At 75.5% G+C, this 15,638-nt stretch carries 13 protein-coding genes and 1 riboswitch; of the genes, 8 read left to right on the forward strand and 5 right to left on the reverse strand.

Annotated elements, in window-relative coordinates; genetic code table 11:
- Window positions 1–57 precede the first annotated feature (57 nt).
- Both V6U88_RS16580 and V6U88_RS16585 read right to left on the reverse strand, forming a co-directional pair.
- Entirely contained in the window at window positions 58–1,662 is a 1,605-nt protein-coding gene (locus tag V6U88_RS16580) for a YbjN domain-containing protein (protein ID WP_442934640.1), read from the reverse strand.
- Window positions 1,659–2,135, reverse strand: a complete 477-nt coding sequence (locus V6U88_RS16585) for a YbjN domain-containing protein (RefSeq protein ID WP_334453993.1) — start codon at window positions 2,133–2,135, stop codon at window positions 1,659–1,661. The genes V6U88_RS16580 and V6U88_RS16585 overlap by 4 nt, the downstream gene beginning before the upstream one ends.
- Before the next feature lie 114 nt (window positions 2,136–2,249).
- Here V6U88_RS16585 and V6U88_RS16590 point away from each other — a divergent pair, with 114 nt between their 5' ends.
- Window positions 2,250–4,703 (forward strand): FtsK/SpoIIIE family DNA translocase, encoded by a 2,454-nt coding sequence (locus tag V6U88_RS16590; protein WP_334453995.1) that lies wholly within the window; start codon window positions 2,250–2,252, stop codon window positions 4,701–4,703.
- 60 nt (window positions 4,704–4,763) lie between these two features.
- Here V6U88_RS16590 and V6U88_RS16595 read toward each other — a convergent pair whose 3' ends face one another.
- The gene (locus tag V6U88_RS16595; RefSeq protein WP_334453996.1) at window positions 4,764–5,009 is read right to left on the reverse strand and encodes a hypothetical protein; all 246 of its coding nucleotides are present in this window, start codon (window positions 5,007–5,009) and stop codon (window positions 4,764–4,766) included.
- A gap of 107 nt (window positions 5,010–5,116) precedes the next feature.
- A complete protein-coding gene (locus V6U88_RS16600; RefSeq protein ID WP_334453998.1) occupies window positions 5,117–5,431 on the reverse strand; it encodes a DMT family transporter in 315 nt (104 codons plus the stop codon).
- 64 nt (window positions 5,432–5,495) lie between these two features.
- Window positions 5,496–5,558, reverse strand: a riboswitch (guanidine-III (ykkC-III) riboswitch).
- Between the two features lie 92 nt (window positions 5,559–5,650).
- On the opposite strand from V6U88_RS16600, the gene V6U88_RS16605 reads away from it, so the two are divergent.
- The 7 genes from V6U88_RS16605 (at window position 5,651) to pspM (ending at window position 11,992) form a co-directional block, all read left to right on the forward strand.
- Window positions 5,651–6,574: an ornithine cyclodeaminase family protein gene (locus V6U88_RS16605; protein WP_334453999.1), complete on the forward strand. Its 924-nt coding sequence runs from the start codon at window positions 5,651–5,653 to the stop codon at window positions 6,572–6,574.
- 76 nt (window positions 6,575–6,650) lie between these two features.
- Window positions 6,651–8,153 carry a 30S ribosomal protein S12 methylthiotransferase RimO gene (gene rimO / locus V6U88_RS16610; protein WP_334454000.1) on the forward strand — a complete coding sequence of 501 codons (1,503 nt, stop codon included), beginning with the start codon at window positions 6,651–6,653 and terminating at the stop codon, window positions 8,151–8,153.
- Window positions 8,154–8,230: 77 nt separating this feature from the next.
- On the forward strand, window positions 8,231–8,818 hold the full coding sequence (pgsA, locus tag V6U88_RS16615) for a CDP-diacylglycerol--glycerol-3-phosphate 3-phosphatidyltransferase (protein WP_334454001.1): 588 nt from the start codon (window positions 8,231–8,233) through the stop codon (window positions 8,816–8,818).
- A gap of 124 nt (window positions 8,819–8,942) precedes the next feature.
- Entirely contained in the window at window positions 8,943–9,506 is a 564-nt protein-coding gene (locus V6U88_RS16620) for a CinA family protein (RefSeq protein ID WP_334454003.1), read from the forward strand.
- Window positions 9,507–9,667: 161 nt separating this feature from the next.
- Window positions 9,668–10,114, forward strand: coding sequence for a helix-turn-helix domain-containing protein (locus V6U88_RS16625; RefSeq protein WP_334454005.1), 447 nt, complete (start codon window positions 9,668–9,670; stop codon window positions 10,112–10,114).
- A 196-nt stretch (window positions 10,115–10,310) separates the two neighbouring features.
- Window positions 10,311–11,183, forward strand: a complete 873-nt coding sequence (locus V6U88_RS16630; protein WP_334454006.1) for a PspA/IM30 family protein — start codon at window positions 10,311–10,313, stop codon at window positions 11,181–11,183.
- A gap of 23 nt (window positions 11,184–11,206) precedes the next feature.
- Window positions 11,207–11,992, forward strand: coding sequence for a phage shock envelope stress response protein PspM (pspM, locus tag V6U88_RS16635; RefSeq protein ID WP_334454008.1), 786 nt, complete (start codon window positions 11,207–11,209; stop codon window positions 11,990–11,992).
- A 10-nt stretch (window positions 11,993–12,002) separates the two neighbouring features.
- Here the strand turns inward: pspM and V6U88_RS16640 are convergent, their stop codons facing one another.
- Window positions 12,003–15,608 carry a hypothetical protein gene (locus V6U88_RS16640; RefSeq protein ID WP_334454009.1) on the reverse strand — a complete coding sequence of 1,202 codons (3,606 nt, stop codon included), beginning with the start codon at window positions 15,606–15,608 and terminating at the stop codon, window positions 12,003–12,005.
- Window positions 15,609–15,638 lie beyond the last annotated feature (30 nt).

The following is a 15,638-nucleotide window of genomic DNA, read 5'->3' on the forward strand; positions in this document are numbered from 1 at the left end:
AACCGTCGGTCAGGGCAAGGGTCAGACAGCCGGGTGACCGCTCCTACATCCTCACTGTCAGGGCAGCGCGGCGACCGCGTCCGCGTACGCGACGCCGGTGGCGACCGCCGCGTCGATGAGGACGCCCAGTTGGGCCGGGGCCACCCCGTGCTCCAGGTCGGTGGTCACGTCGCCGGCCAGCACCAGCTCGCCCTCGCCCAGGTCGTGCACGTACGCCTTGGGCAGCAGCCGGTCGTGGTTCCAGCCGTTGCAGAACTCGTACGCCTCGGTCAGCCGGGACGCGGGCAGGCGCCGGGCCGCCACCACTCGGGCGTGCAGGATCTCGCCGTGCTGCCCGACCTGCCGGAACTGGATGACCGCCTCGTGCCAGCGCCCGACCACCACCGGACCGGCGTCCACGGCGTAGACGTCGCCCCGGCGGTCCAGCGCGGCGATGATCATCGACAGGCTCAGCGGGGCCAGTTCGTCGGCTGCCGGGGCGAACGGTGTGCCGTCCGCCGCCGGGTCCTCGCCGGTCTCGTCGGGCAGCGGCACCGGGGTGGCCAGCGGCCGCTCCGCCAGCCAGGAGGCCATCCGGCCGGACTGGTGCCCGGTGCCGTTGCGCGCGTCGAAGCTGCCGGCCAGCCCGGTGGCCAGCGTCAGCAGGTCGGTGCCGAGGGTCTCCACGTCCACCTCGGCCGCCGGCCGGCTGCCGTGCGCCGGCCGGCGCACCCGCCGCCCGGCCAGCCCCGCCTCGGCGGCCAGGACGCAGACCAGCGCCCCGGCGGCGGCGAACTCCATCGCGGACAGGTCGTCGTACGGATGGTCCAGCCGGTGCAGTTGCTCGGCCAGGATGTCCAGCCCCCGGCCCGGGTGCCCGGCCAGCGCGCAGAAGCGCAGGTGCGCGGCGAGGTACGGGAAGGCGCCCTGCTCCCGCCGGTGCCGCCGGTACGCCCGCAGGTGCGCCTGCCCGGCCCGCTCCGCCTCCCCGCTGCGCAGCCACGGCAGCAGCGCGACGGCCAGGGCCCGCTCCGGGGAGTCGGTGCAGTCCACCGCGCCGTCGAGGACGGGACGCAACGTCTCCAGCGCCGCCGCGTCGTCGCCCCAGCCGGCGAGCAGTTCCGCCCGGCGTACCGGCAGGCAGCCGGGGCAGCCGGCGGTCGGGTCGGGTTCGGCGGCGGTCCAGTCGTCGTACCGGCGGCGGGCGGTCGGTTCGTCGCCGAGGTGGTCGGCGAGCCGGCAGCGCAGCTGGGCGACGAGCGCGGTCGGCTCGCCGGTCCGCCGGGCCAGGTCGTCGAGGAGGGCGCGGGCCTGGTCGAGGCCGATCCGCGGGGTGCCGATCGCCGCCTCGACCGCGTACCGCTGGTGCCGGCGCAGCAGCTCGGCGTCGCCGGGGCGCTCCGCCAGCAGGTCGGGTGCCCGGTCCACGGCCGCCAGGCAGCGCCGCACCGGCTCGGCCAGCCGCCACCGCTCCCCGTGCAGCAGGTACGCCTCGACCAGCGCGAACCGGGCGTCCAGGGCGGAGTGCGCGTCGCCCAGCGCGTCGGCGCGGGCGGCGATCCGGTCCAGCTCGGCGAAGCGGGCCTCACCGTCGGGCATGTCCCGGGCGTCGGCCAGCGCCGCGACCAGCTCCGGGACGCGCGGGTTCAGCCCCCGCCGGAGGTGCTCGCCCCGGCCAGTCACCGGATCGCCCCGGGGAGCTGGGCGACGGCGGCGGCCAGCTGACAGCCGGTGGAGATGCCGCAGTCGACGAGCTGGTCGAGCTGGTGCGGCGTGACCCCCCGTTCCAGGTCGGTGATCACCTCGCCGCAGACCCGGGCCACCCCCTCGTCGTCGACGTGCACGAACGCCTTGGGCCAGAGCCGGTCGTGGTTCCACGAGTTGCAGAAGGCGTAGAGCGTCGGGACGTACTCGATGCCGAAGGCCGGCGCGGCCATGGTGCGGACCTGGAGCAGCTCGCCGGCCTCGCCGGGGCGCAGGAACCAGATCAGGTTGTCGTCCCAGCGCCCCACCAGGTCGCCGTCGGCGTCGGCGGAGAAGGCGTACCCGCGGTTGGCGAGCACGGCGGCGATCAGTTCGCCGGTCAACGGCCGCAGGGCCTGCGGGTGCCCGGCCAGGGGGTCGTCCGGACCGTCCTCGAAAGCAGGCGACGCCATCGGGCATCCCTTCCTGAGGCGAATAACACGTCTGTGGGCGTGGTCCGCGCTGCGACGCGCGGACACGACCCGGAAAAGCGGCGATCTCCCGGGTCACGCCGTTACGGTGACTGTATGGCGGGCCGTACCTCTCAGGCGAGCCGGCGACGCGGCGCGTCGCCGCGCGGTACCACGAACAGCCGTGCCCGCCAGCCGGCGAAGAAGGCCACCCGGGCTCCGGCCCGGCGGCGGCCGGCGGCCCGGCCCGGCCCGGCGGTCTACGTCGGACGCGCGGTGGGTGCACTGTGGATGGGGCTGGCGCACGGCGTGGGCTGGGCGGTCCGCGCGGCCGGCCGGCAGGCCGCCTCCGCCGGCGACCTCGACCCGGAGCACCGCCGCGACGGCGCCGGGCTGCTCCTGTTCGGCCTGGCCATCCTCAGCGGGGTGGGGATCTGGTTCTCCGGGGCCGGCCCGCTCGGCGCCCGGCTCGCCGACACCGTGCGGCTCTTCCTCGGCGCGATCGCGATAGTGGTCCCGGTGCTGCTGATGATCGGCGCCTGGCGGCTGATGCGGACGCCCGCCGACCCCGAGCACCGCGGCCGTGGCCTGGTGGGCTGGGGCTCGATGCTGGTGGCCACGGCGGCGATGCTGCACATCGGACAGGACCCGGTCGACCCGGTGCAGCGCGACTACGCCGGTGGGCTGATCGGCGCCGGCGTGGGCGACCTGCTGGAGGCGGGGGTCACCGCCTGGGTGGCGGTGCCGCTGCTGATCCTGCTGCTCGTCTTCGGGCTGCTGGTGGTCACCGCGACCCCGATCAACAAGATCCCCGAGCGGCTCGGCCTGCTCGCCGGCACGCTGGTCGCGCCGCCGGCCGGCCCGGAGGCGGAGGAGGACCCGGCGGCGAAGCCGGCCCGCCGCCGCCCGGCGAAGCGGACCGCGCCGCCGCCGCTGGACCCGGACGACCTCGACGAGGACGAGGACGCGGTCAACCTCCAGGACACCCTGGTGCTGCCGCGCAAGCCGAAGGTGCCGGCCAGCCGCAAGCCGGTCGAGCCGCCGGAGCACTCGCCCGCGCCCACCCGGGCCGAGCAGCTCGCGCTCACCGGCCTAGCCGGCGACTACACGCTGCCGCCGGCGAACATGCTCAGCAGCGGTGCCGCGCCGAAGACCCGGAGCAAGGCCAACGACGAGGTGATCGCGGCGCTGACCGGCGTCTTCGAGCAGTTCGACGTGGACGCCGCGGTGACCGGGTTCACCCGCGGCCCGACGGTCACCCGCTACGAGGTCGAGCTCGGGCACGGGGTCAAGGTCGAGCGGATCACCCAGCTCTCCCGCAACATCGCGTACGCGGTGAAGTCGCCGGACGTGCGCATCCTCAGCCCGATCCCGGGCAAGAGCGCGGTCGGCGTGGAGATCCCGAACACCGACCCGGAGAACGTCGCCCTCGGTGACGTGCTGCGCTCGCGGGCCGCCACCAGCGACCACCACCCGATGGTGGTGGCGCTCGGCAAGGACATCGAGGGCGGCTACGTGGTGGCCAACCTGGCCAAGATGCCGCACATCCTGATCGCCGGCGCGACCGGCGCGGGCAAGTCGTCCTGCCTGAACTCGCTGCTGGTGTCGATCCTCACCCGGGCCACCCCGGACGAGGTGCGGCTGCTGCTGATCGACCCGAAGCGGGTCGAGATGACCGGGTACGAGGGCATCCCGCACCTGGTCACGCCGATCGTGACCAACGCGAAGAAGGCGGCCGACTCGCTGGAGTGGGTCGTCCGCGAGATGGACATGCGCTACGACGACCTCGCCGCCAACGGGGTCCGGCACATCGACGACTTCAACCGCAAGGTACGCAACGGCGAGATCAAGGCCCCGCCGGGCAGCGAGCGGGAGATGCGGCCGTACCCGTACCTGCTGGTGATCGTGGACGAGCTGGCCGACCTGATGATGGTCGCCCCGCGCGACGTGGAGGACTCGGTCGTCCGGATCACCCAGCTGGCCCGCGCGGCCGGCATCCACCTGGTGCTGGCCACCCAGCGCCCCTCGGTCGACGTGGTCACCGGTCTGATCAAGGCGAACGTGCCGTCCCGGCTGGCGTTCGCCACCTCCTCGCTGGCCGACTCGCGGGTCATCCTCGACCAGCCGGGCGCGGAGAAGCTGCTCGGCCGCGGCGACGGGCTCTTCCTGCCGATGGGCGCCTCCAAGCCGGTGCGGATCCAGGGCGCCTGGGTGACCGAGCGCGAGATCGCCGACGTGGTGAAGTTCTGCAAGGACCAGCGCGAGCCGGAGTTCCGCCCGGACGTGCTGGCCCCGGCGCAGGACAGCAAGAAGAAGATCGACGAGGACATCGGCGACGACCTGGACCTGCTGGTCCAGGCGGTGGAGCTGGTGGTCACCTCGCAGTTCGGCTCGACCTCGATGCTCCAGCGCAAGCTGCGGGTCGGCTTCGCCAAGGCGGGCCGCCTGATGGACCTGATGGAGACCCGGGGCGTGGTCGGCCCGTCCGAGGGCTCCAAGGCCCGCGACGTGCTGGTCAAGCCGGACGAACTGGAAGAGGTCCTGGTCGGCCTCCGCGGCGACCAGGACTAGCCCTTTCGCACGACGAGGCCCGCCGGGATCCGGCGGGCCTCGTCGTGCGAAGGTGGTGGGTCAGTTGTTCATGATGGCGGCGACGAGGGCGATGCCGATGACGGCGCCCACGACGCTCGCGGCGGCGGCGTACCAGCCGAGCGGCTTGTCGCCCAGCACCGCGCCCACGATGCCGAGCACCAGGCCGGCGAGGCCGAAGATCACCGGCGCCACGAAGATGGCGACGACGGCGAAGACGAAGGCCAGGATCGTGCAGATCCGGGCGGCGTTGCTGCGCGGGCGGGCGGTCGCGTGCATGTCGGCCATGACGTCCTCCGAGGTGAGAGCCGCTGTAGGTGTCCGGCCGATCTCTACCCACTCCCGCCTCGGACTACGCATCCGGGTCGATACCACCCCCGCCCGGGCGCTCGCGGTCAGTGGAAGAGCTTGAGCCCCACCACGCCGGCGACCACCAGCAGCAGGCAGGCGATCCGGGCGAAGCTGGCCGACTCGCCGAGGGCCACCATCCCGTACACGGCGGTGCCGACCGCGCCGATGCCGACCCAGATCGCGTAGCCGGTGCCGACCGGGATCTCGCGCAGCGCGTACGCCAGCCCGAGCATGCTGAGCACCAGGGTCACCACGAAGACGACGGAGGGGAGGGGGCGGGTGAAGCCGGCGCTGCGGTCGAGCGACACCGCCCACGCGGTCTCCAACAGGCCGGAGAGCACCAGCACGATCCAGGCCACGGGTCATCACCTCGGTACAGCGGGCCCCGGGCCCTCGCGGCCGGGACGAGTCGGTCTGTTCCTCGCGGGGCGTCTTGGCCTGACCGGGTACGCCCACCACTCGTCCGGGGCGGCCGGGGCCGCCGTCGCCGACGCTAACACCGCCCGGTCCGGGCGGGGCGTGATTCGGCGCACCCACGGGTTGAGCTGAAGCTGACTTCAGGTTGCACGATGGCGGGCATGACGCTGCTCTTCACCGACCGGGAGGTCGCCGCCGCCCTGGACGCCCCCGCGACCGTCGCGGCGATGCGGGACGCGCTGCTGGCCGCCCACGCCGGGCGGCTCGTCGCCCCGCCCCGGACGGCCGCCCCGCTCGGCGGCGGGCGGCTGGTGCTCACCGCCGGCCACCTCACCGGCGAGTGGTACGGCTTCCGCTCGTACGACACCTTCGGGTTGCCGGAGGCCGAGCAGCTCGTGGTGCTGCACGACGGGCGTACCGGGGCGGTGCGGGCGGTGGCGGTCGGCGAGGAGCTGGGCTCCCGGCGTACCGGAGGGCTGGGCGGGGTGGCGGTGGACGCCCTGGCCCGGCCGGACGCGGCCACCCTCGGCGTGATCGGCTCCGGCCGGCAGGCGTGGACGCAGGTCTGGGCCGCCGCGGCGGTGCGCCCGCTGCGCGAGGTGACCGTGCACAGCCGCTCGGCCGCCCGCCGGGACGCGTTCGCCGCCCGGGTCCGCGCCGAGCTGGGGGTACCGGCCCGCGCGGTGGACTCGGCCGGGGCGGCAGTCCGGGACCGGGACGTGGTGGTGCTCGCCACCACCAGCACGACGCCGGTGCTCGACGCCGCCGATCTCGCCCCGGGCACCCACGTCAACGCGGTCGGCTTCAAGCAGGCCGACCGGCACGAGTTCGGCACCGACCTGCTCGACGCCGCCGACCTGCTGGTCACCGACTCGCCGGCCCAGGCGGGCGCGTACTCCCCGCCGATGCTCGCCGCCGTCGAGCCGTACGCGGGAGGGCTGCGCGACCTGGGCGCGGTGCTGGCGGGGGCGGTCCCCGGCCGGACCGGCGCGGACCAGCTCTCCGTCTTCTGCTCCACCGGCCTGGCCGGCACGGAGGTCTTCCTCCTCGACCGGCTGGTGCGGGTGGGTGCGGCGGCGGTCTGACCGGAGGGCGGTGTGAGCCGCCCGATGCGGCGGCGCGGGCGTTGCCGGGCCCCGCCGCGCCGCCCGGTACCCTCGGATGGTGTCTGCCACCTCCCCTTCCCCCGCTGCCGACGGCCGCCGCGTCGCCCTGCTGACCCTGGGCTGTGCCCGCAACGAGGTCGACTCGGAGGAGTTGGCCGCCCGGCTGCACGCCGACGGCTGGCAGGTCACCACCGACGGCGAGGGCGCCGACGTGGTGGTCGTGAACACCTGCGGCTTCGTGGAGAAGGCCAAGCAGGACTCCATCCAGACCCTGCTCGCCGCCGCCGACACCGGCGCCAAGGTGGTCGCGGCCGGCTGCATGGCCGAGCGGTACGGGCGTGAGCTGGCCGACAGCCTCCCCGAGGCGCAGGCGGTGCTCAGCTTCGACGACTACCCGGAGATCTCCGCCCGGCTGAACGCGGTCGTCGCCGGCGAGGCGGTCGACGCGCACACCCCGCGTGACCGGCGCGAGCTGCTGCCGCTCACCCCGGTCTCCCGCCGGGACAGTGCTGTCTCGCTGCCCGGCCACGGCACCCCCGCCCGGGGCGTCACCGAGACCGACGAGCACACCCCGGCGCACCTGCGCCAGGTGCTGCGCCGCCGGCTCGACACCGGCCCGGTCGCCTCGCTGAAGCTGGCCAGCGGCTGCGACCGGCGCTGCGCGTTCTGCGCCATCCCCGCCTTCCGCGGCGCCTTCGTCTCGCGTACGCCGGACGAGCTGCTCGCCGAGGCGGAGTGGCTGGCCAAGACCGGCGTCCGCGAGCTGGTGCTGGTCAGCGAGAATTCCACCTCGTACGGCAAGGACCTGGGCGACCCCCGGGCGCTGGAGAAGCTGCTGCCGCAGCTCGCCGCGATCGACGGCATCGTCCGGGTGCGGGCGAGCTACCTGCAGCCCGCCGAGACCCGGCCCGGCCTGGTCGAGGCGATCGCCACCACGCCCGGCGTGGCGCCCTACTTCGACCTGTCCTTCCAGCACTCCAGCGAGCCGGTGCTGCGCCGGATGCGCCGGTTCGGCTCCACCGACCGGTTCCTGGAGCTGCTGGCGGGCGCCCGCGCCCTGGCGCCGGAGGCCGGCGCGCGGAGCAACTTCATCGTCGGCTTCCCCGGCGAGACCCGCGCCGACGTCAACGAGCTGGTCCGGTTCCTGACCGAGGCGCGCCTCGACGCGATCGGCATGTTCGACTACAGCGACGAGGACGGCACCGAGGCCGCCGGGCTGCCTGGAAAGGTCTCCGCCGCCACCGTCAAGCGCCGGTACGACCGGCTCAGCGCGCTCGCCGACGAGCTCTGCTCGCAGCGGGCCGAGGAGCGGCTCGGCTCGACCGTCGAGGTGCTGGTCGACTCGGTCGACGGCGGCGTGGTCGAGGGGCGGGCGGCCCACCAGGCGCCCGAGGTCGACGGCTCGACCACGCTGGTCGCGCCGGTCGGCGGCGGCGTCGACCTGGCCGCGCTGCGCCCGGGCGATCTGGTCCGCGCCACGGTCACCGCGACCGAGGGTGTCGACCTGGTCGCCGTGCCGGATGAGATGATCTCGGCGGCGCCCGGCGCGGAACGGTGACGGCGCGTCCGGAGAAAGCGGGGGAGCCACGTGGTGCGGTGCCTGGTACGCCACGGCGGCCGGAGCGGGGGGCGACCGTGACCGGTGCGACGGAGTCGGCGCCGGTGGTCGCCCGGGTGCCGGTGGTCAACGCGGCCAACGCGCTGACCGCCCTGCGGCTGGTGCTGGTGCCGGTCTTCGCGGTCTCGGTGATCGTCTCCGGGACGACCCGCGCCGGCTGGCAGATGGCCGCCTGCCTGATCTTCGCGGTCGCCTCGGCGACCGACCTGGTCGACGGCTGGATCGCCCGCCGGTTCAAGCTGGTCACCTCGGTCGGCAAGGTCGCCGACCCGATCGCCGACAAGGCGCTCACCGGCGCCGCCCTGGTGCTGCTCTCCTGGTACGACCGGCTGCCCTGGTGGGTGACGGCGGTGATCCTGGTGCGGGAGTGGGGCGTCACCGCGCTGCGCTTCTGGGTGATCCGGCGCGGGGTGATCGCGGCCAGCCGGGGCGGCAAGATCAAGACGGCGCTGCAGATCCTCGCGATCACCTGGTACCTCTGGCCGATGCCGGCCGCCCTCGCCGCCGTCGGCCCGTGGATCATGGCCGCGGCCGTGGTGGTCACCGTGGTCACCGGCTTCGACTACGTCGCCCAGGCGCTGCGCCTGCGCCGCCCCACCCGCTGACCGGAGCCCGCCGACCCGTGGTCGCCGGTGACGCGCCCGGCGCGGGTCGCCGCAACGGCGCCGCCACCGGCGCTTGCGGGCGCAGGATGAATACGGGCCGGTAGGCGGGGAAGGGAAGCAGAGCATGGGGACGGATGCGAACAACGAGCGGCCCGCCGGGAGCCCGGCGGCGGCCGTGGTGCACAGCCTGCACGAGCGGCACGAGACGCTGGCCACCGTCGAGTCCCTCACCGGCGGGCTGCTCTCCGCCGCGATCGTGGAGATCGCCGGGGTCAGCGGGGTCTACCGGGGCGGACTGGTCACGTACGCCACCGAGCTGAAGTCGGAGCTGGCCGGCGTGCCGGCGGACCTGCTCGCCGAGCGCGGGCCGGTCGACCCCGACGTGGCGCGGGCGCTCGCCGACGGCGGGCGGCGGCGCTGCGGGGCGGACTGGGGGCTGGCCACCACCGGCGTGGCCGGGCCGGAGCCGCAGGACGGCAAGCCGGTCGGGCTGGTCTACGTCGCGGCGGCCGGGCCCACCGGCACCGTCGTCCGCCAGCTGGACCTCGACGGTGGCCGGGACCACATCCGCTCGGCGGCGGTGATCGAGGCGCTGCGCCTGCTGGCCGAGCAGATCCAGGCGGCCGGCGAGGAGACCGGGGCCGGCGTCGACGACGACGCCACCGCCAGCCCGGCCGGACGCCGGTGACGAGTGATCCGATTTGACGGGCGGGGTGGGATGTCGTGGGGGCGGGCAACGGGTACGGTTGCGGGAAGGCTCCGGCGCGCGACGCCGGCGACGGCGCGGGGGACCGCGTCCGGCGCGGGCGGGCGCCCGGGGGAGAGGGATTCCCGTCAGGGGGAGGTGCGATGGTCCTGCTACGACGCGTGATCGGCGACGCTCTGCGGGCGCGCCGACAGGGTCAGCACCGCACCCTGCGTGAGGTCTCGACCGCCGCCAACGTCAGCCTCGGCTACCTGTCCGAGATCGAACGCGGCCAGAAGGAGCCCTCCAGCGAGCTGCTGGCCGCGATCTGCGACGCCCTCGGCGCCCGCCTGTCCGAGCTGCTGCGCGAGGTCAGCGACACCGTCGCCCTCGCCGAGCAGCTGCCGGGCGTGCTGGTGCCGGTGCAGGACGAGCCGGCCCAGCCGGCGCCGGCCCCGGTGGCCGTGCGCAAGGCCACCAACCGGGGCGTCCGTCAGGTCACCTCCGACGGCAAGGTGGCCGTCTCGGTCCGCCAGGACTCGCCGCTGAAGGCCACCCTGCGCAGCACCCGGGTCCGCCCCGCCGAGCGGGACGTGGTCTGCGCCGCCTGACCGCCCGCCCTCCGCGCGACATGGCCGCGCTCGCGCCCGCCGCGTAGGGTTGATCGCAGGCCGTACGGCGCTCCCGCGGTACGGATGCCCGACTGGCGTCCGGCTGCGACGATGGGAGGACACCGCGCGGCCGACCGGTCGGCCCGGTCCGGCTCCGGTCGAGGCGCAGCGACGCTACTGAGGGGATACCGCGGAGATGGCGAACCCGTTCGTCAAGGGCTGGCACTACCTGATGGCGCTCTTCGGTTCCAAGATCGACGAGCACGCCGACCCGAAGGTGCAGATCCAGCAGGCCATCGAGGAGGCGCAGCGCCAGCACCAGGCGCTGGTCCAGCAGGCGGCCGCGGTCATCGGCAACCAGCGCCAGCTGGAGATGAAGCTCTCCCGGCAGATGTCCGAGGTCGAGCGGCTCCAGGGCAACGCCCGGCAGGCGCTGGTCCTCGCCGACCAGGCCCGCGCCCGGGGCGACGAGACCGAGGCCGGCCGCTACGAGCAGTCCGCCCAGGTGCTGGCCACCCAGCTGGTCTCCGCCGAGCAGGCCACCGAGGACCTGAAGACCCTGCACGACCAGGCGCTCGGCGCGGCCGCCCAGGCCCGCCGCGCGGTCGAGAACAACTCGATGATCCTCCAGCAGAAGCTCGCCGAGCGCACCAAGCTGCTCAGCCAGCTGGAGCAGGCCAAGATGCAGGAGAGCGTGGCCCGCTCGCTGGAGTCGATGTCCGCGGTCACCGCCCCCGGCAACACCCCCTCGCTGGACGAGGTGCGCGACCGCATCGAGCGCCGCTACGCCAACGCGATGGGCCGCGCCGAACTGGCCGGCAACTCCGTCGAGGGGCGGATGCTGGAGATCCAGAAGTCGACGCTGGACAGCGCCGGGTCGTCCCGGCTGGAGCAGATCCGCGCGAGCATGGCCGGCGACCAGTTGGGCAAGCAGGAGCAGCCGGCCGTGCAGCAGCAGAAGCAGCCGGCCGCCCCGGCGGCCGACCCGGCCGCCGCCGCCCGGCTCGACGAGATCCGGGCGAGCATGACCCGCGACCGCGGCACGGGGGACACCACCGCCGCCGGCTGAGCGGACGGTACGAGGAGGTACGGGTGGCGGACGAGCGAGCACGACACTTCCGTCGGTTGCGCCGGTTGCGGCGTTCCGCCCGGCGGTGGAGCGTCCTGGCCGGTGGGCTCGGCGGCGCGGCGGCCGTGCTGACCCCGTACGCCGGGCTCGGGCTGCCCGACGCGGCCTGGGCCGGCGCGGCGGGCAGCGCGGTGGCGCTGGCCGCCTGGCGCTGGGTCGACCTGCGGGCCCTCGCGGCCCGGCCCGCACCCCCCGCGCTCGACCCGGCCGAGGCCGCCGCCCGGTCCCGGGCCCGGCTGGTCGCCGCCGTGGAGCGCCTTCCCGTCGGCCCGGGCGTGCTGGCCGAGGTACGCCGGGTCCGCTCCCGGTTGGCGCTGCGCGGCACCACCGCCGCGCCGGCGTGGGCCCGGCTGGACCGGGCCGCCCTCACCCTCGCCGGCATGACGCCCCGGCTGACCGGGCTGGCCGAGCCGGCGGTGCTGGAGGCCGCCGCGGCCGACCGCTCGCTGCGTGACCTGGCCAACCGGGTGGCCAGCGTGGAACGCGCCCTCAAGCTGGCCCCGCCGGAGGCCCGGTCCCGCCTCGGCGAGGCGCACCGCACGCTGGTCGGCCAGCTCGACAGTGGGGTGGCCGCGTACGAGGGGCTGGTCGTCGCGGCGGCCGGCTACGTGGCCGAGGACGCCCGCCCCAGCACCGAGCACCCGGCCGCCTCCCGGCTGACCGAGGCGACCGACCTGCTGCACGGCGTGGCCTCGGCGCTGGCCGAGCTACGCGCCGTCGGCGATCCGCTGCGCGCCCCCACCCGCTGACCGCTGCGGGTCAGTCGGGCGTGGTGACCGGGATCGGCCCGGTGAACGGCGAGCTGCCGACCACGTTGAACGAGCGGATCCGGTAGTGGTACGTCACGCCCCGGGCCAGCCCGGTGTTGGTGAAGCCCCGGCCGGTCACGGTGAAGGTGGCCACCTCCTGGGTGAACGACGGGTCGAGCGCCCGCTGCACCGTGCAGCCCGCGCCCGGGCCGTTCGGCGTACCCGCCGCCCAGTTCAGCACCACCGTCGCCGTGTCCGGCGCGGGGGCGCTCGGGGTGGCGGTCACCCCGGTCGGCGCCGTCGGCGCGGGCGGGCTGGTCACCGTGGCCACCGTCGACCACGGCGAGGCGGCCCCCAGGTACGTGGTGCGGACCCGGTAGTAGTACGTGGTGTCCGGGGCGACCGCCGGGTCGAGGTGGTTGTCCGCCACCGCGATCGCGGTGGTGACCGGTCCGCTGCTGAAGGTCGGGTTGGTGGCCCGCTGCACGTCGATCCCGGTGGCGAAGGAGCGGTTCGTCCAGCGCAGCGCGATCCGCAGCGGCGCGGCCGGCGGGACGGCCGCGGCGACACCGGTCGGCGCGCTGAGCCGCACCGACGCGGGGACGCTGTTGGACCAGGCCGAGCAGCTCACCGCGTTCTCCGCCCGGATCCGGTAGTGGTACGTGACGCCGGGGGTGACCGTCGCGTCGGTGTACCGGGTGGCGGTGGCCGCCACGGTGATCGTGGTCAGCCCCTCGGTGAAGGCCGTGTCGGTGGCCCGCTGCAGCAGGTGACTGGCGGCCGGTGGGCGGCTGCCGTTGCCGGTCCAGGCCAGGGCGATCGCCGGCAGCGCGGTCGCCGAGCCGGGCACCGGCGTCGCGGTGAGCCCGCTCGGCCCCCGGGGCGCGACCCGCAGCACCAGCGGGCGGCTCATCCCCAGGTCGCGCTGGCCGGCCGCGCCGCTGGACCAGCGGTACTCCCAGCCCAGGTTGACCAGTTGGTTGACCACCGTCGCCGGGCGCCCGTCGACCGGGCTGACTCCGGTGGTGCCGACCCGGGCGCCGGCCGGCCGGGTCGGGTCGAGCAGCCGTACGCTGTCGCCGATCTTGAACGGCAGCGGGGGCACCACCGGCCGCAGCGCCACCACCACGTCCTCGGCGGGGTTGACCCGGATCGTCTCCTTCCAGCCCAGCTCCCCGCCGTCCGGGGGGCGGACCGTGCCGTCCCAGCCGACCCGGTTGACCAGTTGCACGTCGCAGCCGCTGATTCGCACCACGTGGGTCTGCCGGTCGGTGCCGCTGATCCGCCACACCTGGGTGCCGTCGGCCACCGCGCCCGGCGGCCCGTCCGGGTCGGCGGCGACGAGCACCTCGGTCGCGGGATCGGCCGGGCCCAGCGGCAGGGACGTCGGGCCGAGCGGGCCCGCGTGCGGGTGGGCGACGCCGAGCCGCCCGGCCTGCCGCCCGTGCCCCGGCTCGAAGACCTGCCCGACCGTCTTGACCTCGATCGGCAGGGTCACCGGGGCGGTGGCGCCGGTCGGGGTGAAGCTGATCGTGGTGTCGTGCACCGGCACCTGCGTCCGGCCGGCGGTGCGGGTGCCGAACGCCGCGTCGTACTCCGGCTGCGGCACGATCGGCGGTCGCTGGCTGGCCGCGTACGCCCCGGGCAGCCGCTCCACCAGCCGGCCCAGGTCGTACGGCTCGGCCGGGGTGCCGGCCACCCGGAACTGGAGCAGGGTACGGGTGTTCGGGCCGTACCCGGGGCGGGTGCCGGCGACGCCCCCCTCGGCGGCGCGGTCCGGTGCGTCGGTGTGGTGGTCGTAGCGGGGGTCGAAGCAGGGCAGCGGGGCCGGGGCGTCGTTGTAGAGGATCAGCGTGCCGCCGGGCGCGACGGTGGAGAAGTCGACGACCACGTCGGCCCGCTCGCCTGGGGCGAGCAGCAGCGCGTGCCCGTCCACGTTGAGCACCGTCGGGTCGCGCCGGTCGTAGCGGTAGCCGATCGGCCGGTTCGGCACCACCACCGGCGCGGGGAGCAGACCGCCCTCGTTGCCGATCCGGATCATGCGGGGCCCCGCCGCCCGGGGATCGGGCACGCCTCCCTCCCGCCCGTCGGTGGGCCAGTCGGCGGGCCGGCCCGAGGCGCGTATCGCCTCCACCATCGGCACCTCGCCGGCCCCGGCGTCGGCCAGCGCCCCGTCCGGGTGCCACATCGCCGCGTCCGAGCGGGCCCGGTAGAGCGCCAGGTTGAGGCTGCGGTCGGCGCAGGCGTTGAGGATCCGGAACCGGTACGCCTTGGGCCGCACCGTCAGGTACGGGTACGCGACGCCGTTGACCAGCGCGGTGTCCCCGTACGCCTCGGGCACCGCGCTCGGGTGCGGCAGCCCCGGCGCCCGGGGCGGCTCCTCCGGGGCGGCGACCGGGTCGTGGTGCGGGTTGTCCACCGGGCCGACCCAGAGCGGGTCGGCGCCGCCCGGCGCGGGTACCCACGGGCCGTAGTCCCAGCGGCCGGTCAGGTTGCGCCCCGACGGGACGTACGGGTTCTGCCGGGGTTGGTAGACGTGCGGGTGCCAGAGGTTGCCCCGGGTGCCCCATCGGTCCCGGTCCCAGGTCGGGTCCTCGGCGGCGAGCTGGGCGTCGTCGGGGACGAAGGTCTTGTCCTGGATCACCAGTGGGAGCTGCTCGGCCGGGAGCACGCCGTCGGCCGCCAGCCGCTCCTCGGCGGGGTCGGTGAGCAGGTAGGGGGCCAATTGTCCGGAGTAGACGGTCAGGCGGGACGTCCCCAGGGTGTTGTCGTGCAGCCACATCAGCCGGCCGCTCTGCTCGTTCGGGAAGTAGAGCGTGGTGGCACCCAGCCCGGGGTGCGGCATGTCCGGCACGTGGCTCAACCCCGGGCCGTTCGGGTACGGGGTGATCTCGCCCGCCGGGGTCACCCACTGCCACGGGTTCCCGGCGCTGGTCCAGCCGGTCTGCGCGCCGGCCAGGTGCGGCACCGCCCGGTTCTGCGGGTACGGCGCCGGCCCGTCCAGCGGCCCGATGCCGGTCCCGTCCAGGGTGGTGTCGACGGGCAGGAAGAGTTCGCCGGCCCGGCCGGTGGGCAGCTGGTTGATGAACTTGACCCGCACCGGCCGCCCCCGCCGCGCGACGATCATCGGCCCCAGGTGGTACGGCCGCTCCGGCGGGGCGACGGTGTTGTGCCCGTCGGGGTCGGTGCCGAGGTTGAGCTGCCGGTAGCCGCGCAGCCGGGTGGTGGGCAGGTCGCGGTGCAGCCGCTGGGTGTACTCGCAGAGCCCGATCTCGTAGTAGTCGCAGCCCGGATAGCTGATCGTGTCCGGCACCGCGACGGGCAGGTGCGCGCCGAGCCCGTTGCGTCCGAGCGGGCCCGGCAGCGGCAGCGCGTCGACGAACTTGCGGATGCCGGTGCCCGGCACCACCCGCCCGCGGTCGTCGAGCGCCGGCAGCGGGCTGTGCGCGAAGTTGGGCACCGGGCCGAAGCAGCGCGGGACGGCGGCCGGGTCCAGGCTGGCCGGCGCCGGCCCGGCCGCCTCGGGGGTACGCGCCGCCGGCACCGTGGGCCCCCCGGCGCGGTCGCGGACCGCGCGGACCGGCCAGCTGGAGCGCAGTCTGCGGAACAGGGCCATGGCTCTCCCCGGGGCCTGGGGGGCACGACG

The organism is Micromonospora sp. CPCC 205739 (assembly GCF_036906795.1).
Classification (GTDB): domain Bacteria; phylum Actinomycetota; class Actinomycetes; order Mycobacteriales; family Micromonosporaceae; genus Micromonospora.